The following is a 19,416-nucleotide window of genomic DNA, read 5'->3' on the forward strand; positions in this document are numbered from 1 at the left end:
ATTATAGCCATCTGCGTCGTCGGGGAAGGTCGGCGGGGCGGGAGGCTTACCGCCACCGGATCAGGTCCGGGCTCGTCCGACACACAAGTCGTCGCCAGCGGTGACCGGCCCCCCGCCGAGGCACAGCTACCATCCGTCTCCTGCCCGGACGCCCCATCCCCGACCGCAACGAATCCGCGCAGACAGCCGGCCCACAGTCCTCACGCTCCAACGGCGTCCCCGCTGGCGCCTGCTGCTTCAACTGCGGCAGCGGCAAAGCCGGAATCGACCGCTTCAACGACAGACCCGCGTTCGTACTCGCCCTACCCTTGACACCACCACCACCGCCGCTCGGTGGCCCTCCCGTGCCCACCCAAAGAGACGCGAGACATCCGCGAGACCCGGACGTCACCCTACGAATTCAATGTCAGTAAGTTTTGGGAAGTGCGCTTCGGCGACACCCTCACCCTGAACCCCGCCGCCTAATCCAGCCCTCACCTCACCCACAGTCACCAATCAGCGGCCACGGCACCGGGTGGGCCGCAGCCTGCCCACGTTCCGACCGACTTTTCCGATCAGTTCATCGGTCCAGATCATCAAGATATTTAAGAACAGCACGCAGCAACTCCAGGTTAATCTCCCTCGATGTCGGCAACAAGAAACTTGCCCCCGTATCCGTGAGGCGGACTTCGCATACTATTTCCTGCGGAACCCCCGACACCAGATTTCGACATTCAATATACTCATCCTCTTCATGAATGCTAATAAATAGGAAGATTCGATAGCTATCACCACCGATTACAACATCTGCCATCTTGTCAAAACCCTTCAAATGTCAATCTTCCGCCTCGCATACTCCAACGTAAACTCCATCCACTTGGATTCTAAAATTCACGCAAACTTCCTCCATAGTGACCAGAAGCAGGTTTCATCTTTTCAATTGCTTCCGGGTTCCGAAGTAGATCCATCGCCATCCTATTTCCGACCATTGCACGTTCCGCGTCGGATGCGAGACTCGAAAAGACGCTCGAATGCACCGCCCCACGAGAAGAATCTGCATGTTTCTGAAACGAGCGACCAGCGTTACTCTGACCGCGGATAATATTTCCGTCCGCATCAACTCTAGCCTTTCCATAGGGGGCTTATGCGCCATCATATAGCTGATCGGCCGAGTATTTACCAATGTCATCGTCGTCTGGGTTGGTGGGTGAATCGGGGAAGGTGGGCGGGGCGGGAGGCTTACCGTCACCGGGTAGATGGCCCTTGCCACCCGCAGCCTGATCAGCTGCGGGCTCGGCAGGTGGGCAGAGAGTCGCCAACGGCGACGGAACCATCGGCAAGGCGCACCTACCGTTCGTGCCCTGCCCGGACGCCCCGTCCCCCCGCGGCAACGAATCCGCACAGGTCCCCGGCACACAGTCCTCAAGATCCAACGGCTTGCCCGCCAGCGGCAGCGGCGGCAACGGCGGAACCGGCGGCCGTGGCATCACCTGCGACGGCCGACTCGTCCTCGACACGACCCGGCAACGGCATGCGACGACGAACCGGCAGGCATCGCCGGCGACGAACCGCCACCGCCCGCCCCGGCGACATCCAGATTCGGCGAAAACTCAGCCGGCACAAGACCCGGGAACCAGGGTCCGCAGACACCCCGGATGTCAACGGCAGACCCGCACTGTCCCGAGAAACAAACCCACCCGTCCCCGGGGTATACCAACGCGCCTCCGCCGAGACCTTCGCCGTCGTCGGATCCGTCCACGACCCCTGAAACCCCACCCGCACATTCGCACTACCCGCCGTCGTCGGAACCCCGAACGAATCAAACGCCTTCTGATCGGTCAGACCGGCACCGTTCGTGGTGAACGCCGCCACCACATCCCCATGCGGGTCGGCCAGCGGCACCCAGTTACCCCCCGGCGTGCCCAGGCCGATCAGATCCCCATCCGGATCCCGGGCATACGTCGACGTACCATCGCCGACCGGCTCCTTCTCCACCCCCGCATAACCCAGCGTGGTGCTGTTACGGACCGCGAGCCGATCCCACCCGTCATAGCCGTGCGTCGTCGTACCCGACGTACTGTCCGACACCAACCGATCAAACCCGTCAAACGTGGTGGTCGCGGTAGTACCGCCGGCGGTGCGGGTCGCCCCCGTCCCCCGCGCCGTATAGGTATACGTCGCCGTCCCATCAGCGAGCAGCCGGTTGCGCTCATCGAACGTCGCCGCCGTCCCACCCGCCGACGTCCGGTTCCCCGCCCCATCCCAGCCGTAGCTCGTCGTGACGTTCGCCGGACTCGTCCAGCTGGTCAGCCGATCCGCCCGGTCATAGCCGAAGCTCTGACTCCCCGACCCCGACAACCCGGCCGGACTCAACGTTTCGGTCAGCCGATTGTCGTTGGCGTCGTAACTGTAGGTCGCCACCCGCAACGTCCCACCCGGCCCGGTCACCATGTCGCTGGTGGTCCGGCCCAGACTGTCATAACCAAACGACCGAACCGCCCCACCCGACGCGTAGGTTACCGCGGTCAACTGATCGGCGTCGTCATAGGCCAACGACCGGGTCCCACCAGTGGCCGCACCCGTCGTCGACGTCAGATCATCCCGGGCGTTGTACCCGAACGACGAGGTGCCCGCCCCGTCGGTGCGACTGGTCATCCGACCCGACGCCTCATAACCGAACGTGGAACTCCCCGCCGGCCCGGAGCTGCCGACCGGCAGATCCCGATCGTTATAGGTGACGCTCTGGGTGCCCAAAGGATGACTCACCGACGCGACCCGACCCACCAGGTCATACCCCAGCGTCCGCGACGCCGCCGCCGCACCCCCACCGGAACCGGACTCGGCGGTCAACCGACCCAACGCAGGTCAGGCCACGTACCGCATTCCGGTAGCCTGAATTCCCTTTAGTAACAGCAAAAGTCGAGGATCAAGGAAAATCGCGAAGCTCAAGCTTCATGAACGGTCACTACAATATTTTCCGGATTAGGCAATGAAGCTGGCATCTCATCACCATACCATGCATACTCAAGTGCCGATAAATATCCTATCTCAACCCAAATGAGGATTTCACCAACAAGTTGACCATTGCTCGTCACGACCGCAGCATCTACAGGAATAACCCCCGACGCTAAATCGGATCTTGGAGCATCGCTAAAAACACGAAAATCCACACTGACCGAACCACGCGACCAGAGCGCAACAACTCTGACACGGCAAAGTTGTGCGCGAAGTTGCGCAACACCCGGATAATTTACCACCAGGATCCGCTCCAATAGCGCATGTTCCGCAGAGTTCAAAGGGCGTTGATCGACAGGAATCGGCATTTCATATCACCCCAACCGAACTCGCAACGAGAACATCACGACCGACAATTTTACTCAGGAGAAACTAATCTGGACTTTCGCGGTTTTCATGATTTGTTTGGCGCCTGACGTTCGACAGATGATCGAATGTCAGGTTCTGCGCACACCCAGGTCGTATCCGTGACCGTGACGGCGGATGGACATGCAACGGTAGGTAGATGGGGGGAGCATCAACGCTGCCAAAAAAACCGCTCACGAGGAGTGGACGCCGATGCTCCCGGACTCGACCGTACCGCCGTCGCCGGTGGTGCTGCTATCCCACCTACGGCCGTGTTTCACCGCACCGAGTTTCATCACGTTCGCCGCACTGGTGTGCGGCCTGCTGGCGCAGACACGGAAACGAACAGTCTGCGGCATGCCCATGGGCGCCGGCCTGTCCCGGGTGTGGCCCCATCATCGGGCCCACCGGTTCTTCTCCCACGCCGCCTGGTCTCCCGACCAGCTCGGCCTTGCCCTGGCCCGCCTCGTGGTCACCCTCCTGGTACCGACCGGCGCCGTGACGGTAGCCGTCGATGACGCTCTGTTCCACCGGTCGGGGAAAAAGGTCTGGGCGGCCGGCTGGTTCCACGACGGCTCCGCGACAGGCCCCACCACAGTCGGATTCGGGAACACCTGGGTCCTCGTCGAGATCGTGGTCCGACTCCCGATGCTCGACCGGCCGGTGTGCCTACCCGTACTCGCCCGCCTCGCCCGGACGAACACCATGTCTCCCCTCCCGGCTGCGGCTGGCCCGCCAGATGGTCACCACGCTGGCCGCGGCGCACCCCGACCGCAGCCTGCACGTGGTCGCCGACGCCGCCTACGCCGGCAAGGAGCTCCGTGCCCTACCCGCCCAGGTGACCTGGACGACCCGGCTGCGGGTCGATGCCGCCCTGTACGACCTGGCCCCACCACGCACCAGCCGCAGGGGCCGGCCCCGGTCCAAAGGAGCGCGGCTACCGGGCCTGACCGCGCTCGCCACACAGCTGCCGTTCACCCCGCTGCCGGTGAGCCGATACGGACAGACCACCACCGTGAACATCGCCACCGTGCGCTGCCTGTGGTACGGCACGTTCGGCCCACAACCGGTCACCGTCATCCTGCTGCGCGAGACCAGCCACACCCGCGGCGGGTATGACACCGCCCTGGTCACCACCGACACCCTCACCCGACCGGCTGGAGATCATTCACCGGTATGCCGCCCGCTGGTCGATCGAAGTCATGATCGAAAATGTGAAGCAGCTCATCGGGGTGGGACAGGCCCGCAACCGGCTCGCTCACGCCGTCGAGCGCACCGTCCCGTTCGGCCTGACCTGCCAGACCCTCACCATGCTCTGGTACGCCACCGTCGGTCACACCCCCACCGACGTCACCGATCACCGCGACCAGGCCCCCTGGTACACCACCACGAGCAACCCCTCCACCGCCGACATGATCGGCAAGCTGCGCCGGGTACTGATCGCCGCCAAATATCAGGTCACACGCCCCGACCAGCCGACCCCCGAGGAAATCCACACCATCCACCTGGCGTGGGAGCTCAACGCAACGTAACAACGAAAGTCGAGTCAAGAAGAGCCGCACCCGAATTGAATTCTTGCTGATGTAGGACGTGGAGCACAGAAATCAGATTATTGAATTCATTCGTACCGCCATACCCGCGAGGAATGATCCTCTTTGTTGGGCCCCCACGGAACACGCTGGGAGGGTGGTACCTTCGGCAACCCGGAGGGAGGGGCCTCGATTGGTTCACCTGTGCGCGGATCAATAATTTTCGGGTATTCGTCACCTGCTGCATTTGCGGGCCAGCCATCGCCGTCCTCGTCGTCGGAGTTCAACAACACGAACAGAACACCGAAAAAAGATCACCGCGGGCACATCGAGGTACCCGCGGTGGAAATCAGAAGACGAACAGGCCGCTACCCGGAAAAAGGATCAGCGGCCACTGTCCGGTACAGGTAAATTCACGTTGCGTAGTATTACACACGAACCGTCGCAGAGTCGAGCCATTCAGCATCAACCGCAACTATAGTTCGTCTGTTGTTACTGATGGGCATTGCAGCCGGCATGGCAACCGGCGGCCCAAGCCGGCGAATCTGAACGGTCAGAACAGGGTCGGGATAGCGGGCGCCAGTCCGCGCAACGCGTCATAGTCGACGGTGACACAGCCCAGACCGCGGTCCGCGGCAAGCAGCCGCGCCTGCGGTGTGATCGACTGCGCGACCAGGATCCCGCGCACCGGATGCGGCAGGAACGGGTCCGCCTCCAACCGGGCAAGATAGCGGGTCAGCTGCTCGACGCCGTCGATCTCGCCCCTGCGCTTCACCTCGACGGCGACACTCCCACCGTCGGTGTCGCGACAGAGCAGATCGACCGGCCCGATGCCGGTTTCGTACTCCCGGCGGACGAGGGTGAGGCCGTCGCGGATGGCATCCGGGCGGTCGGCGAGCAGCACCTGCAGGTGCGCCTCCACGCCGTCCTTGCGCAAACCCGGGTCCACACCGAGATCGTGCGACGAGTCATGCATGATCTCTTCGAGGGTGATGACGAGCTGTTCGTCCGCTCGGTTGGTCACCCGCCAGACGCCGTCCGCCTCGGCGATCACGCACGGCGGGCTCATCCAGTTCAGCGGCTTGTAGGCCCGCCCGTCCGCATGGATGGACACCGACCCGTCGGCCTTCACCAGCAGCAGTCGGACCGCGCTCGGCAGATGAGCCGTCAGCCGACCCACGTAGTCGACGCTGCACCTGGCAATCACAAGACGCACAGCCCAGACGCTACCGTGCCGCGACTTCGCTACCTACACCCGCTTGCCGTCAGTCGATCCGGCGACCCCGCTCATCCCGTGATCGGGATCCCGACCTGCCCCGCCGCCGTCGCGTCGATCCGGTCGGGTGAGCCAAGGCAGAACCCACCACAACACGATGAAGAACGCCACGCTCGCCGAGCTGATGAGTGCGGTCGCCAGCACCCCCATGACCACGTCGACGATGAGCAGGACGGCAGCGTTGATCCCCACTCCCAACATGATCAATCCAGCCAGCGCCATGGTGTTGGCAGCGGTGACCAGCTGGGCCCGTGCGCCCCGGCGGAACACCATCCGGTGGTAGGCCACCGGGCCGATCAGCAGCGCGGACGCGGCGGCGATCGTCAACAGCGTGATCAGGTAGAGCGCCCGCTGGAAGTCGGTCACCTGGGTCCAACGCTGGGTGAACGGGAGGGTGAACAGAAAGGCGAAGAGGATCTGCACCCCGGCCTGCGCCACCCGGATCTCCTGGAGCAGTTCGTTCCAGTTTCGGTTGAGGCGCTCGGCAGGCACATCCACGGAAGGGCCGCGCAGAGTGTCGCGGTGACTGCCCGTCTCCACGTGCTGCCGCGTCCCTATACCGTCCGCATCCGGTCCACCGTGCGGATGGCGGCTCCATGTTGGGCGACAAGATCGTCGAGCAGCCGGATACGACTGGAATAGCGCCGTGCGTAACGGTCCGCCTGATCCCGCGGCAGCCTGGCCAGCCGTGCCGGGTTGCTGTTGTCGGCCATGTCCGCCCGTTTCACCACAACCGACAGGGGGTTGTCGGCTACCCGGGCGAGGTAGTGCTCCACCGACTCTCCATCACGGTGACTCAGTGCGTCGACCGCCGCGACGACATCGGACGGATAACCGAGGGAGGTCAGCGTCGCCAGGGTGACATCGGTGTCCTCGACGACGTCGTGCAGCACCGCGACCATCCGGGCCTGGTCAGGGTCGACCCCGGCCCGCCGCGCGGCGTCACCGACCGCTTCCATCACCCGGAGCGGATGGCCGATGTAGTCGTCGCCGACCTTGTCGAGCTGGCCGGCATGCGCGCGGGTGGCCAGTGCGACAGCATCCCGAAGCGAGACGGGACGCTCGGCCGGACCGGTGTCGTTCTGCGACCCGGTGTCATGTCGGGCCCGCCCGGTGCCCGGTGCCGCCGAGCCTCCCCGACGGATGCTCGTGTCAGCCATCACCCTCCGGACGCTACGCGGCCCCCGGCCACCCCGCACCACCACGCTCGCGCTCCCAGGCAATCAGCTCGGGCAATCAACTCAGGCGATCAACTCAGGCGATCAACTCGGGCAATCAGCTCGGGCAATCAACTCAGGCCGTTCGCGGCCCGCACGACCGCCACAATCCCGCCCATGATCTCCGTGAGACCGTAGTCCTTCGGTGTGTAGACCGCCGCCACCCCCAGCGCCTTGAGCCGCTCGGCATCCACCGCCGGGATGATGCCGCCGACGATGACAGGCACGTCACCGACACCGGCCGCCCGCATCCCGTCGAGGACCTGCGGCACCAGCTCCATATGCGAACCCGAAAGCACCGACAGCCCCACGACGTGCACGTCCTCCTCCACCGCGGCTGCGACGATCTGCGCCGGGGTCAGCCGGATGCCCTGGTACACGACCTCGAACCCGGCGTCGCGGGCGCGTACGGCGATCTGTTCGGCGCCGTTGGAATGCCCGTCCAGGCCGGGCTTACCGACGAGGAACTTCAACCGACGCCCCAGCTCCCGCCCGGTTTGCGCGACCCTGTCCCGGACGCCGGCGAGCTCAGCGCCACCAGCATGCACCGAAGCGCCGGACACCCCGGTCGGCGCCCGGTACTCACCGAAGGTATCCCGCAGGACCCCGGCCCACTCCCCTGTGGTCACCCCGACCCGGGCGCAGGCCACCGTCGCGGCCATCAGGTTCGTATCGGTCTTGGCCGCGTCCCGCAGGCCCCGCAGCGCCTCGTCCACGGCGCGCGCGTCGCGCCCGGCCCGCCAGGCGGCGAGATCGACACAGGCGGCGGCCTCCACCGCCGGGTCGACGGTCTGGATCGCCGCGCTCAGGTCGGCGAGCAGCGGGTTCGGCTCGGTGGCGGTGAAGGTGTTCACGCCGACCACCACGTCCTCGCCGGACTCGATGCGCATCCGACGGTTCGCCTGCGAGCCGACGAGCTGGGACTTCATGTAGCCGCTTTCGACCGCGGCCACCGCACCGCCCATCGCCTGCACCCGGTCGATCTCGCCCTGGGCCGCTTCGACCAGTTCGGCCACCCGCCGTTCGACGACGACCGAGCCTTCGAAGATGTCGGGGTATTCCAGCAGGTCGGTCTCGTAGGCGAGAATCTGCTGGATGCGCAGGGACCACTGCTGGTCCCACGGTCTGGGCAGGCCGAGGGCCTCGTTCCACGCCGGCAGCTGCAGAGCCCGGCAGCGGGCATCCTTCGACAGCGTCACCCCGAGGGCTTCCAGCACGATCCGGATGACGTTGTTCTCCGGCTGCGCCTCGGTCAGGCCGAGCGAGTTGACCTGGACGCCGTAGCGGAACCGCCGGTGCCGGGGATCGGTGACCCCGTACCGGGTCCGCAGCAGCGCGTCCCACAACGCCACGAACGCCCGCATCTTGCACATTTCCTCGACGAAGCGAACGCCCGCGTTGACGAAGAACGACATCCGCGCGCAGACCTCGCCGACGCGCTCGGCCGGCACCTGCCCCGAGGCGACCACCGCATCGAGCACGGCGATGGCCGTGCACATCGAGTAGGCGATCTCCTGGACGGGTGTGGCACCGGCCTCCTGCAGGTGGTAGCTGCAAATGTTGATCGGGTTCCACGTCGGGATCTCGGTCACGGTGTAGGCGACCACGTCCGTGATCAGCCGAAGCGAGGGCACCGGCGGGAACACGTACGTTCCGCGGGAGAGATACTCCTTGATGATGTCGTTCTGAGTCGTGCCGGCCAGCGTCGCCGCGTCCGCGCCCTGTTCCTCGGCGACAACCTGATACAGCGCGAGCAGCCACATGGCCGTCGCATTGATCGTCATCGACGTGTTCATCTGGCTCAGCGGAATGTCGTGGAACAGCGCGCGCATGTCGCCGATATGCGCGATCGGCACGCCTACCTTGCCGACCTCACCACGGGCGAGCTCATGGTCGGGGTCATAGCCGGTCTGGGTCGGCAGGTCGAACGCGACCGAGAGCCCGGTCTGCCCCTTGGCCAGATTCCGCCGGTACAGTGCATTGGTTTCCACCGGGTTGGAATGACCCGCATAGGTCCGGATGATCCACGGCCGGTCCCGCTGTGGACGAGCCTGCTCCGGCTGGTCCCGCCGCGCCGCGTCGGCCATCGCCACACCCTCCCGAGGGGTCGTCTGATGGCCAGGAGCCTACCGACAGGTAACGTCACGCGCTCGAGCAAAGACCCGGACGCCCCTGCCACACGGTGAACAGGACAGCCGGCAGCCTGTCGCAGGCACCCGGCCCCGACACGAGCTGCGTCCAGGGGCCGTTGGCGATCCGCTGCCACACGTGCGGGTTGGGCGGCGCCGGGGTCACGCCGGCCACCTGCGCCAGGCCGACGGCCCAGTACTCGTCCACAGTGCTGTCGCGACCTTCCACGGCACCGTAGAAAAGCTTTCCCGGTGGGATGACGACGTCCGCCGTGGTCATGGTGCCCGCGCCGTTTTCCCGCAGGGCGTACGCGAGGCTCGCGCTCAAGGCACGGCGGTCGGACTCCCGCACCCGCATCTGGTGCGCCGTCCCCGGATGGCGGTTGTTCTCCCAGGTGGGTGGGTCCAGCGCCGGTTGCAGCTCGGATGACGGTGGCGCGGCGGTCGTCGCCACTGCCGCCGGGGTGGTCCTGGCCTCGGGCGCGGTTACCAGACCGATGACCACACCCACCACAATCGCCAGCGCGAACGCGCCCACGATGAGCGCTGTCCGCCGCTGGTCACCGGACTGGTCACCACCTTGTCGGTAAGCCGGACCGTCCGTTGGACTCAACTGCTGCGCATCGACGTCGAGCATGTCCCTCCCCGGCCGGCACCATCATCCCACGACCGATCGCAACGTCATGGAGCCGGGGGACCACAAGCGACCGGCGGGCCGTCAGCGCACAGCGCGAGGCTGTGACCTGCCGGTTAGCCGCATCAGGGACCTGCAGGATAGCCGCATCAGGCGTGACCGACGTGCAGCAGGTCCGCATCGTCGGACCGCAGGATACGCCCGAGGCGGTTGGCTGCCAGCAGCTTTCCCAGCGCAGCGGGAACGTCGACCAGGAGCATCGACCGTCCGGACCGCCGAGCCCGCCGAGCCCCACCGAGCAGGACACCGAGACCCGCATGGTCGACCAGCTCCAGGCCGGACACGTTCACCCGTAGCTGCCCGGTGCCGCCGTCGATGGCGGTATGCAGCCGCATGCGCATATCACCGACAGTGCGCACATCGACCCGTCCGGTCAACCGTACCGTCTGGATCTCCATACGTCCGTCGTCAAGAAGCATTACGTTCTCACCCATCAGGCCTCCCGTCCCCCCTGATTCACGCCCTGACCGATCGGGTCTGCCCGGCGATCAGAGGTTGTCGGACACGGCCGGATCCCACTCCGGACGCAAGGTTTCCCTGGGGCCTCCCATTGCGCGAAGAAGACATGATCACGCAATCTCGGCCAGCTGGTTGTCCAGACCTCCGTTCCTACCGCTGCCGCATCGGGAACCACAGGTACAGCGGCTCACCCCCAGCGTCAGTGTCCATAGTCGCAGAGTGGCGACGCAGACGCGCCGGGCGCCGGGTCGGTCCGCCCAGGCAGGACGAACGGGCTGGACGCAGGGAAGGAAGCAATCTCGACCGCACAGCGATCCAGAACTGCGACGATCCAGGGCTGCGACGATCCAGAACTGCGACGCGAGCCACGCATGAACGCCTGCGCGGAACCGGCCGCGCTGAGACGATGTAGTCCGTCCGACCCGCCGGCTCGGACAGCAGGGAGGTGACGGTGCCACTGAACAGCCTGCACTACACGATCGGTCCGGCCATTGCCGTCGCCGCCACCGCCGTACTCGTGGCGGTGTGCCGGTGGGTGTTCGCGCCGAACCGGCCGCGCGGTAGCCATGCTACCGCCACCAGCCACGGCGATTTCGGAATGCTGGTGCCCGTGGCGACGCTCCGCACGTCCACCGAGGCCGCCCGGCTGCGCCAGCTTCTCGGTCAGCATGGAATACGGTCGACGTCAGGCGCGGCGCCACCTGGCCCGATTCAGGTGAACGCCGACGGGAACACCCGCCGCCACCACCTACCCGGCTGGCACGTCATGGTGTTCCCCGAGGACTCCATGCGGGCGCGTGCCGTTGTCGCGGGCACCGAGCGAGACTGGGCCTGACGCCGCCCCGGGATCGCCGTACTGAGAGCGCCAGGCAATAGGGCGTGGGCCGCCGGTCCATGGCGTCATGCTCACCGTTCAGCCTGTCCGCCGCGCCGTGGCCTCAGCAGGCTCCCGATGGATGTCCGCGCCCAGCGCCCGCAACTGCTCGACGAAGCCGCCGTAGCCGCGGTCGATGTGGTGGACCTCACTGACCGCTGTGATGCCGTCAGCCACCAGGCCAGCCAGCACCAGTCCGGCCCCGGCCCGGACGTCCGAGGCCACCACCTGGGTGCCGACCAGGCGGTCCGCACGGCGCACGATGACGTGATGGCCGTCGGTGCGTAGCTCCGCGCCGAGCTTCAGCAGCTCCCGACAGAACACGAAGCGGCTTTCGAAAACGTTCTCGGTGATGAGGGACACCCCTTCGCTGACCGCTTCCAGAGCGATCGTCTGCGGCAGGAGATCGGTCGGAAAACCCGGATACGGCAGGGTGACCACGTCGATCGACCGCGGCGGCCGGTCGGCGACGACGCGGAAGCCGTCGGGCCGGACGGCCACCACGGCACCGGCCGTGGTCAGCTTGTCGAGCACGATGTCGAGATGATCGGCACGCCCACCCCGGACCAGCACGTCCCCGCCGGTCATCAGCGCGCCGATGGCGAAGGTACCGGCCACAATCCGGTCCGCGACCGTGCAGTGCGTGGTCGGCCGCAGTTCGTCGACGCCGTCGATCACCAACGTGGACGTGCCCGCACCGTCAAGCTCCGCACCCATCGCCGTCAGCATCGCGCAGAGATCTGCGATCTCAGGCTCGCGGGCGGCATTGTCGATCACGGTCGTGCCCTTGGCCAGCACACCAGCCATCATCAGGTTCTCAGTGGCGCCCACGCTCGGGAAGTCCAGCCAGATGGACGCTCCCTGCAGCCGGCCGGCCGACCGGGCCACGAGTGTGCCCGCCTCGACATCCACCATGGCTCCGAGCTTGGTCAGACCGCTGACGTGCATGTCCAGAGCGCGGGTGCCGATCGCGTCCCCGCCGGGCAGGGCCACCCTGGCTTCGCCGCAGCGGGCGACCAGCGGACCCAGCACGACGACGGACGCCCGGATCCGGCGGACCACATCGCTGTCGGCCGCCGCACCGGGCCGGGCCGGCACGTCGATCGACAGCGAGCCGCCCGCGAGATCCCGCTCGACGGTCGCCCCGAGCGCTCGCAGGATATCGGCCATGACCGCGACATCCAGAATGTCGGGCACGGCGCGAAGAGTCGTCCGACCATGGGCCAACAGGCTCGCGGCCATCAGCTTGAGCACGGAGTTCTTCGCCCCCGGGACATCGACCTCGCCGACAAGCCGAGACCCGCCCCTGACCACGAAGCGTTCCACGGGACTCGATGCTATGGCCTGGGCACCCGGCCGTCAGCGCGGGCCGGCCGGTGCGTCGAGTCGGGCCGCCCGCCATGGTGTGATCGCGCGACCGAACGAGCGCGCGACCGAACGAGCGCGCGACCGAACGAGCGCGGCATAGTGTGACCGCCATGGCCATCCACCTGACCCGGATCTACACCCGCACCGGGGACGACGGGACCACCGCGCTCGGCGACATGTCCCGGGTCCGCAAGACCGACCCGCGCCTCGCGGCCTACGCGGACGTGGACGAGGCCAACGCCGCCATCGGCGTGGCACTGGCCCTCGGCGGACTCGCCGAGGACATCCGGGCGTTGCTCGCCCGGGTGCAGAACGACCTGTTCGACGTCGGTGCGGATCTGTGCACGCCCGTCGTGGAAAAGCCGGGCTTCCCACCGCTGCGGGTCACCGGCGCATATGTGGAACGGCTTGAAGAGGCCTGCGACCGGTTCAACGAGAACCTCCCGAAGCTGGCCTCGTTCATCCTGCCCGGAGGTACCGCCGGTGCCGCGCTGCTACACGTTGCGCGGACGGTCACCCGCCGCGCGGAACGGTCCGTCTGGGCGCTGCGCGAAGCCGACCCGGACCGTACCGGCGCGCTTCCCGCCCGCTACCTCAACCGGCTCTCCGACCTGCTGTTCATCCTCTCCCGGGTCGCCAATCCCGGCGGGGACGTGCTGTGGGAGCCGGGCGCCAACAGCTGACGACGCTGCGGCCTGGTTGCGGCGCGAAGATGATTTTTCGCGCCGCTCACGCCATCAGGGGATTACTCGGTGCCGGCCAGGACCGCATGTTCAGCCAGGATGCTGACCCCCTGCCTGGTCACTGACAGGAATCCGCCGTCGACCTCGACAGTCAGCGTGCGCTCGCCTGTCGTGACCCGCACCTGACCGCCGGCGACAAGGACCCCGAGCAGCGGCACATGCCCGGTCAGCACACCGATCTCACCTTCCGTGGTCCGTGCGACGACCATGTCGGCATCCCCCGACCACACTTCCTTCTCCGGCGAGACGATCGCCACCTGCATCGGCATCGCGCTGCCGTCCTTCCCGCTGTCGTCGGCCCTGGACCGCACGGATCCCAAGGGCCCTGCAGTTGGTGAATCCGGCCGTTTGGCTAGAGTTCCTTCGCCTTCTTCTCCGCCTCCTCGATCCCACCGCACATGAAGAAAGCCTGCTCCGGGAGATGATCGTAGTCACCTTCGGTCAGCTTCTTGAAAGACTTGATCGTCTCTTCGAGCGGGACGAACTTACCGGGGATTCCGGTGAACTGCTCGGCGACGAAGAACGGCTGCGACAGGAATCGCTGGATGCGCCGTGCCCGGTTGACCAGAATCTTGTCCTCTTCGGACAACTCGTCGATACCGAGAATGGCGATGATGTCCTGAAGGTCCTTGTAACGCTGCAGGATGCGCTGCACCTCACGCGCCACATCGTAGTGATCCTGCCCCAGATAGCGGGCGTCGAGGATGCGCGACGTCGAGTCGAGCGGGTCGACCGCCGGGTAGATCCCCAGGTCGGAGATGGCCCGGGAGAGCACCGTGGTCGCGTCGAGATGGGTGAACGTGGTGTGCGGGGCCGGGTCGGTGATGTCGTCCGCGGGAACGTAGATTGCCTGGAGCGAAGTGATTGAATGACCGCGGGTGGATGTGATGCGCTCCTGGAGCACACCCATCTCGTCGGCCAGAGTCGGCTGATAACCCACCGCACTCGGCATACGTCCGAGCAGGGTCGAGACCTCCGCGCCGGCCTGGGTGAACCGGAAGATGTTGTCGATGAACAGCAGCACGTCCTGCTTCTGGACGTCCCGGAAATACTCCGCCATGGTCAGCGCGGCGAGAGCGATCCGCAGCCGGGTGCCCGGGGGCTCGTCCATCTGCCCGAAGACAAGCGCGGTGTCCTTGATCACACCGGCCTCGGTCATCTCCAGGAACAGGTCGTTTCCCTCCCGGGTGCGCTCGCCGACACCGGCGAACACCGATACACCTTCGAACTGCGTGGCGACCCGGTTGATCATTTCCTGGATGACGACGGTCTTGCCGACGCCGGCGCCACCGAACAGGCCGATTTTCCCACCGCGCACATAAGGCGCAAGCAGGTCGATGACCTTGATGCCGGTCGTGAACATCTCCGTCTTCGACTCAAGCTGGTCGAATGGCGGTGCTGTTGCATGGATGGACCTGCGTACGTCGGTGTCAATGCTTTCGACGTCGAGCGGATCGCCGAGCACGTTGAACAGGTGCCCCTTGGTGGCGTTGCCAACGGGAACCGTGATAGGTGAACCGGTATCCTGAACCGGCGCTCCACGCACCAGACCGTCGGTCTGTTGCATGGAGATCGCCCGGACTGTGTTGTCACCGATGTGCTGCGCGACCTCGAGCGTCAGCGTTGCGGTCTGCCCGTCGATGGTGCGATCGACGCGCAGCGCACGGTAGATCTCGGGGATCTCGTCGGGCGCGAACTCCACATCGACGACCGGGCCGATTACACGGGCGACCCGGCCGATCCCAGGGGCCTTGCCCTCCACCGCGGCGGGCGAGGTAGTGGTAACGGTCATGGCGTCCTCTGCTTCATCAAGGTGCCCTCCGCGGCTGAGGACTCCATCAGGAGACCAGCGGCTTCAAGCGGTTCATCTGCATGTCATACCCCGAAGTCGCCGGCGGCTCCTCCCGCAGCCGGCGCCCTCAGGGGTTCTTCGGTATAACCGTCGTCGCTCTGCGGGCTACGAGGCCTGGGCGAGAGCGTTGGCCCCGCCCACGATTTCCGATATCTCCTGAGTGATCGCATCCTGGCGGGCGGCGTTCGCCCGACGGGTGTAGGTCTTGATCAGGTCACCGGCGTTGTCCGTAGCGGACTTCATCGCCCGCTGGCGGGCCGCCGACTCCGATGCCGCGGACTCCAGCAGCGCCGCGTACAGCCGACTCTCGACGTAACGAGGGAGCAGCGCGTCGAGGACTCCCTCGGCCGACGGTTCGAACTCGTACTGCGGGAGCGGGCCGCCGGGCGGGGGCTCGGCGGTCGTCTCCAGCGCAAGCGGAAGAATGCGATGCGCAACCGGTCGCTGGGTCAGGGTGTTGACGTACTCGGTGTAGACGGCGTGGATCTCGTCCACTCCGCCGGCCTCACCGGACGCCACGAACCGCGCGATCAGCGCATCGGCGACTTCCTTGGCGTTGTCGTAGCTCGGCTGTTCGGAGAACCCGGTGAACTCACCGGCCAGCTCCCGACCGCGGAAGCGGTAGTACGTGACGGCCTTGCGCCCGACCGCGTACAGGAACGGCTCCTTGCCCTCCGAGCGCAACAGCTCCAGCAGCTCGCCCGTCCGGCGCAGCACGTTGGCGTTGTAACCACCGGCAAGCCCACGGTCACTGGTGACCATCAGAACCGCCACCCGCCGCGGATCTGCATGCTCTGTCGTCAGTGGGTGACGAACGGTGGTCTGCGACGCCACCGCGGAGATCACTCGGGTGATCTCGTCCGCGTAGGGCCGGGAGGCGGCAACCCGCGCCTTGGCCTTCACGATCCTGGACGCGGCAATGAGTTCCATCGCCCGAGTGATCTTCTTGGTCGACTGGATCGAACGGATGCGGCGCCGGTACTCACGGAGCTGGCCGGCCATGTCCTCAGTCCTCGTCCTTCGGCTTCGGCTCGTGTATCTTGATCGCCTCGCGCTCCAGCTCCGACGGGTCCAGACTCTCCGGCAACGGTTCGTTGACCAGCGGCTGACCACCCGACAGCATGAACTCGGCCTTGAACTTCGCGATCAGCTGCTCCAGCGCGGTGACGGTGTCATCATCCAGCTTGCCCGTCTCGCGGATCGTCTTGAAGACCCCCGGCTGGCTCCGCTCGACGAACTCGAGGAACTCACGCTCGAACCGGCGGATGTCCGCGACCGGCACATCGTCAAGCTGCCCGGACGTACCCGCCCAGATCGACACGACCTGCCGCTCCACCGGGAAGGGCTCGTACTGGGGCTGCTTGAGCAGTTCGACCATGCGTGCGCCCCGGTCGAGCTGGGCACGGGATGCCTTGTCGAGGTCCGAGCCGAACGCCGAGAACGCCTCCAGCTCGCGGTACTGCGCAAGGTCCAGACGCAGCCGCCCCGCGACCGCCTTCATCGCCTTGATCTGGGCGCTGCCACCCACCCGGGAGACCGAGGTACCGACGTTGATCGCCGGCCGGACGCCCTGGTTGAACAGGTCGGTCTCCAGGAAGATCTGTCCGTCGGTGATGGAGATGACGTTCGTCGGGATATAGGCGGAGATGTCGTTACCCTTGGTCTCGATGATCGGCAGACCGGTCAGGGACCCGGCGCCGAGCTCGTCGGAGAGCTTCGCGCATCGCTCCAGGAGCCGGGAGTGCAAGTAGAAGACGTCACCGGGGTATGCCTCACGACCCGGCGGGCGGCGCAGCAACAGCGAGATCGCCCGGTATGCCTCGGCCTGCTTCGACAGGTCGTCAAAGACGATCAGTCCGTGCTGGCCGTTGTACATCCAGTGCTGGCCGATGGCCGAACCGGTGTAGGGCGCGAGGTACTTGAGGCCGGCCGGTTCGTCGGCGGGCGCCGCCACGATGGTGGTGTAAGCCAGCGCGCCGGTCTCCTCCAGGGTGTTGAGGACAGCCCGGATCGTCGACTTCTTCTGCCCGACCGCCACATACACGCACTTGACCTGGAGCTTCGGATCCCCCGTCGCCCAGTTCTCCCGCTGGTTGATGATCGCATCCAGCGCGACGGCGCTCTTGCCGGTCTGCCGGTCGCCGATGATCAGCTGACGCTGACCACGGCCGATGGCGGTCATCGCGTCCACCGCCTTGATACCGGTCTGGAGCGGCTCCTTGACCGGCTGGCGCTGGACGACCGTGGGCGCCTGCAGTTCCAGGGCACGGGTCTCGGTGGAGACGATCTCGCCGAGCCCGTCGATCGGGCGGCCCAGCGGATCGACCACCCGGCCGAGGAAGCCGTCGCCGACCGGGACCGAGAGAATCTGGCCGGTGCGGCGGACCTCCTGGCCTTCCTCGATGTGTTCGGACTCGCCGAGGATGACGCAGCCGATCTCGGCGATGTCAAGGTTCAACGCCAGGCCCAGCACGCCGCCATGGAACTCCAGCAGCTCATTGGTCATGACGTGCGGAAGGCCCTCGACCCGCGCGATGCCGTCGCCGGCGACGACGACCCGGCCGACCTCCTCCCGCTCCCCGACGGATGCCTGGTAGGAGTCGACGTAGTCCCGGAGGGCGGCGCGGATTTCCTCCGGTCGAATGGAGAGTTCAGTCATCGCTTCGGTCCTTCAATAAATGGTGAGGGCACGTCCCGCAGGTCATGCGAGGTCTGGGTGTCCACAAGAACGCTCTATCGGTGCAGCCGCCGGCGCGCGTCGGTGAGGCGGCGGATGACGCTGCCGTCGACCACCTCGTCACCGATCCGCACGACAACGCCGCCCAGAACGGAAGGGTCGACGTCCATCTGGAGCTGGACATCACGTCCAAAATACCGGCTGATCGCTGTCCGCAACCGAAAAATCTGGTCCCCCGCGAGAGGTACAGCCGTGCGCACCACCGCGACGAGCCGGTTTCGGCGTGCCGCTGCGATCACGGTCAGCTGCTCAAGACGGCGTTCGAGATCACCGTGGTAACGCTCGGCGACCGCACGCTGAACGAGACGTATGGTCACGGCGTTGGCCTTGCCGTCCAGAAGCCTGGCCAGGAGTTCCTGCTTCGCAGGCCACGGGGCCGCCGGGTCGCTGAGGGCCAACGACAGTTCAGGTGTCCGGTTGAGGATGCGACCGAACCGGAACAGTTCGTCCTCCACGTCGTCGAGGGCGCCCTCCCGCTGCGCCTGGGCGAGCCGGACCTCGACCCCGAGCTCGGACAGCGCGTGCTGGAGGTCGAGCGGCCGAGCCCAGCGGCCGGTAGCCGCGACCGCCACGATGTCGAGCGCTTCCGCGGAGATCTTGCCGCCGAACAAGCGGGCGGCAAGATCGGAACGAGCCGATCCGGGCACTCCCGGATCGGCCAGCGCCCGGCGGATCGCCGGCTCCCGGCTGAGAAGGTCCACGACCGCTTCAAGATCGTCCGCGAGACGACCGAGGTCGACCGGATGGCGGGACCGCGTCCCGACACCGGGCGGCCCGGTCGCCGTCAGCTCGTCCAGGCGAGCTCGCGCCGAGGCCAGGGACTGTCGGCTGGATCCCTCCATGCCTCAGCCCCCCGGACCGGCCGGAACCGGAATCGCCGACTCGTCCGGATGCTCCAGGCCCGTGATGAAGTCGTCGACCAGCTGGCGCTGGCGGTCGTCGCGCTCCAGCTCGTGACCGACAATCTTCGTCGCGAGCTCGAGGGCGATGTCACCGACCTCGCGCCGGAGTTGAGCGACGATCTGCGCCCGCTCCGCGGCGAGTTGTGCCTCGCCCCGCGCTTTGATCTCGGCGACCTCGGTATCCGCCTGCGCACGCAGTTCCGTCAGGATCTGGATTCCCTGCTCACGGGCGTCCTCACGGATGCGGGCAGCCTCGGTCTGCGCGTCGGCGAGCTGCGCGCGGTAGGAGGTGAGAAG

General features: G+C 66.4%; 18 protein-coding genes and 1 pseudogene. 4 read left to right on the forward strand and 15 right to left on the reverse strand.

The annotated features are described in order from the left end of the window. Positions 1-1,401: 1,401 nt before the first annotated feature. Both U9979_RS21090 and U9979_RS21095 read right to left on the reverse strand, forming a co-directional pair. Positions 1,402-2,829: a hypothetical protein gene (locus U9979_RS21090; protein ID WP_322780734.1), complete on the reverse strand. Its 1,428-nt coding sequence runs from the start codon at positions 2,827-2,829 to the stop codon at positions 1,402-1,404. A 95-nt stretch (positions 2,830-2,924) separates the two neighbouring features. After that, positions 2,925-3,302 carry a hypothetical protein gene (locus U9979_RS21095; protein WP_322780735.1) on the reverse strand — a complete coding sequence of 126 codons (378 nt, stop codon included), beginning with the start codon at positions 3,300-3,302 and terminating at the stop codon, positions 2,925-2,927. Positions 3,303-3,552: 250 nt separating this feature from the next. On the opposite strand from U9979_RS21095, the gene U9979_RS25380 reads away from it, so the two are divergent. Together U9979_RS25380 and U9979_RS21100 are read left to right on the forward strand one after the other, a co-directional pair. Further along, positions 3,553-4,458 carry a transposase gene (locus U9979_RS25380; RefSeq protein WP_416220274.1) on the forward strand — a complete coding sequence of 302 codons (906 nt, stop codon included), beginning with the start codon at positions 3,553-3,555 and terminating at the stop codon, positions 4,456-4,458. Next, on the forward strand, positions 4,455-4,871 hold the full coding sequence (locus tag U9979_RS21100) for a hypothetical protein (RefSeq protein WP_322780736.1): 417 nt from the start codon (positions 4,455-4,457) through the stop codon (positions 4,869-4,871). Before U9979_RS25380 ends, U9979_RS21100 begins: the two co-directional genes overlap by 4 nt. A gap of 550 nt (positions 4,872-5,421) precedes the next feature. Here the strand turns inward: U9979_RS21100 and nucS are convergent. From nucS to U9979_RS21130, 6 genes are all read right to left on the reverse strand, one after another. Next, a complete protein-coding gene (gene nucS, locus U9979_RS21105; RefSeq protein WP_322748040.1) occupies positions 5,422-6,084 on the reverse strand; it encodes an endonuclease NucS in 663 nt (220 codons plus the stop codon). Between the two features lie 33 nt (positions 6,085-6,117). Then, on the reverse strand, positions 6,118-6,684 hold the full coding sequence (locus U9979_RS21110; RefSeq protein ID WP_322780737.1) for a DUF6328 family protein: 567 nt from the start codon (positions 6,682-6,684) through the stop codon (positions 6,118-6,120). Positions 6,685-6,698: 14 nt separating this feature from the next. After that, positions 6,699-7,304, reverse strand: coding sequence for an HD domain-containing protein (locus U9979_RS21115; RefSeq protein ID WP_322780738.1), 606 nt, complete (start codon positions 7,302-7,304; stop codon positions 6,699-6,701). Positions 7,305-7,432: 128 nt separating this feature from the next. Then, positions 7,433-9,448: a protein meaA gene (locus tag U9979_RS21120; RefSeq protein ID WP_322780739.1), complete on the reverse strand. Its 2,016-nt coding sequence runs from the start codon at positions 9,446-9,448 to the stop codon at positions 7,433-7,435. A 55-nt stretch (positions 9,449-9,503) separates the two neighbouring features. Next, entirely contained in the window at positions 9,504-10,127 is a 624-nt protein-coding gene (locus U9979_RS21125) for a hypothetical protein (RefSeq protein WP_322748044.1), read from the reverse strand. A 146-nt stretch (positions 10,128-10,273) separates the two neighbouring features. Then, complete coding sequence (locus U9979_RS21130; protein WP_322748045.1) at positions 10,274-10,618, reverse strand: STAS domain-containing protein; 345 nt, start codon at positions 10,616-10,618, stop codon at positions 10,274-10,276. Between the two features lie 476 nt (positions 10,619-11,094). Here U9979_RS21130 and U9979_RS21135 point away from each other — a divergent pair, with 476 nt between their 5' ends. After that, positions 11,095-11,478, forward strand: a complete 384-nt coding sequence (locus U9979_RS21135) for a hypothetical protein (protein ID WP_322748046.1) — start codon at positions 11,095-11,097, stop codon at positions 11,476-11,478. Positions 11,479-11,556: 78 nt separating this feature from the next. Here U9979_RS21135 and murA read toward each other — a convergent pair whose 3' ends face one another. Continuing rightward, positions 11,557-12,843 carry a UDP-N-acetylglucosamine 1-carboxyvinyltransferase gene (gene murA / locus U9979_RS21140; RefSeq protein WP_322754943.1) on the reverse strand — a complete coding sequence of 429 codons (1,287 nt, stop codon included), beginning with the start codon at positions 12,841-12,843 and terminating at the stop codon, positions 11,557-11,559. Positions 12,844-12,995: 152 nt separating this feature from the next. Here murA and U9979_RS21145 point away from each other — a divergent pair, with 152 nt between their 5' ends. Beyond that, a complete protein-coding gene (locus U9979_RS21145) occupies positions 12,996-13,568 on the forward strand; it encodes a cob(I)yrinic acid a,c-diamide adenosyltransferase (protein WP_322748048.1) in 573 nt (190 codons plus the stop codon). Positions 13,569-13,630: 62 nt separating this feature from the next. Here U9979_RS21145 and U9979_RS21150 read toward each other — a convergent pair whose 3' ends face one another. The 6 genes and pseudogenes from U9979_RS21150 to U9979_RS21175 form a co-directional block, all read right to left on the reverse strand. Further along, complete coding sequence (locus U9979_RS21150) at positions 13,631-13,897, reverse strand: F0F1 ATP synthase subunit epsilon (RefSeq protein WP_322748049.1); 267 nt, start codon at positions 13,895-13,897, stop codon at positions 13,631-13,633. An 83-nt stretch (positions 13,898-13,980) separates the two neighbouring features. Further along, complete coding sequence (gene atpD, locus U9979_RS21155; protein WP_322748050.1) at positions 13,981-15,420, reverse strand: F0F1 ATP synthase subunit beta; 1,440 nt, start codon at positions 15,418-15,420, stop codon at positions 13,981-13,983. A gap of 165 nt (positions 15,421-15,585) precedes the next feature. Then, positions 15,586-16,482 (reverse strand): F0F1 ATP synthase subunit gamma, encoded by an 897-nt coding sequence (locus tag U9979_RS21160; protein WP_322748051.1) that lies wholly within the window; start codon positions 16,480-16,482, stop codon positions 15,586-15,588. 4 nt (positions 16,483-16,486) lie between these two features. Further along, complete coding sequence (gene atpA, locus U9979_RS21165) at positions 16,487-18,139, reverse strand: F0F1 ATP synthase subunit alpha (protein WP_322766913.1); 1,653 nt, start codon at positions 18,137-18,139, stop codon at positions 16,487-16,489. A 74-nt stretch (positions 18,140-18,213) separates the two neighbouring features. Then, complete coding sequence (locus tag U9979_RS21170) at positions 18,214-19,059, reverse strand: F0F1 ATP synthase subunit delta (RefSeq protein ID WP_322748053.1); 846 nt, start codon at positions 19,057-19,059, stop codon at positions 18,214-18,216. Between the two features lie 3 nt (positions 19,060-19,062). After that, positions 19,063-19,416: pseudogene (locus tag U9979_RS21175) on the reverse strand (F0F1 ATP synthase subunit B); the annotation flags it as partial.

This window comes from Protofrankia sp. Cas4, from assembly GCF_963555915.1.
In the GTDB taxonomy this organism is placed as follows: domain Bacteria; phylum Actinomycetota; class Actinomycetes; order Frankiales; family Frankiaceae; genus Protofrankia.

Excerpts from the sequence above, each read along its gene's own strand:
- U9979_RS21095 (WP_322780735.1), bottom strand. The coding sequence starts at position 3,302 with ATGCCGATTCCTGTCGATCAACGCCCTTTGAACTCTGCGGAACATGCG.
- U9979_RS25380 (WP_416220274.1), top strand. The coding sequence starts at position 3,553 with ATGCTCCCGGACTCGACCGTACCGCCGTCGCCGGTGGTGCTGCTATCC.
- U9979_RS21100 (WP_322780736.1), top strand. The coding sequence starts at position 4,455 with ATGACACCGCCCTGGTCACCACCGACACCCTCACCCGACCGGCTGGAG.
- U9979_RS21115 (WP_322780738.1), bottom strand. The coding sequence starts at position 7,304 with ATGGCTGACACGAGCATCCGTCGGGGAGGCTCGGCGGCACCGGGCACC.
- U9979_RS21120 (WP_322780739.1), bottom strand. The coding sequence starts at position 9,448 with ATGGCCGACGCGGCGCGGCGGGACCAGCCGGAGCAGGCTCGTCCACAG.
- U9979_RS21125 (WP_322748044.1), bottom strand. The coding sequence starts at position 10,127 with ATGCTCGACGTCGATGCGCAGCAGTTGAGTCCAACGGACGGTCCGGCT.
- U9979_RS21130 (WP_322748045.1), bottom strand. The coding sequence starts at position 10,618 with ATGGGTGAGAACGTAATGCTTCTTGACGACGGACGTATGGAGATCCAG.
- U9979_RS21145 (WP_322748048.1), top strand. The coding sequence starts at position 12,996 with ATGGCCATCCACCTGACCCGGATCTACACCCGCACCGGGGACGACGGG.
- U9979_RS21150 (WP_322748049.1), bottom strand. The coding sequence starts at position 13,897 with ATGCCGATGCAGGTGGCGATCGTCTCGCCGGAGAAGGAAGTGTGGTCG.
- atpD (WP_322748050.1), bottom strand. The coding sequence starts at position 15,420 with ATGACCGTTACCACTACCTCGCCCGCCGCGGTGGAGGGCAAGGCCCCT.
- U9979_RS21160 (WP_322748051.1), bottom strand. The coding sequence starts at position 16,482 with ATGGCCGGCCAGCTCCGTGAGTACCGGCGCCGCATCCGTTCGATCCAG.
- atpA (WP_322766913.1), bottom strand. The coding sequence starts at position 18,139 with ATGACTGAACTCTCCATTCGACCGGAGGAAATCCGCGCCGCCCTCCGG.
- U9979_RS21170 (WP_322748053.1), bottom strand. The coding sequence starts at position 19,059 with ATGGAGGGATCCAGCCGACAGTCCCTGGCCTCGGCGCGAGCTCGCCTG.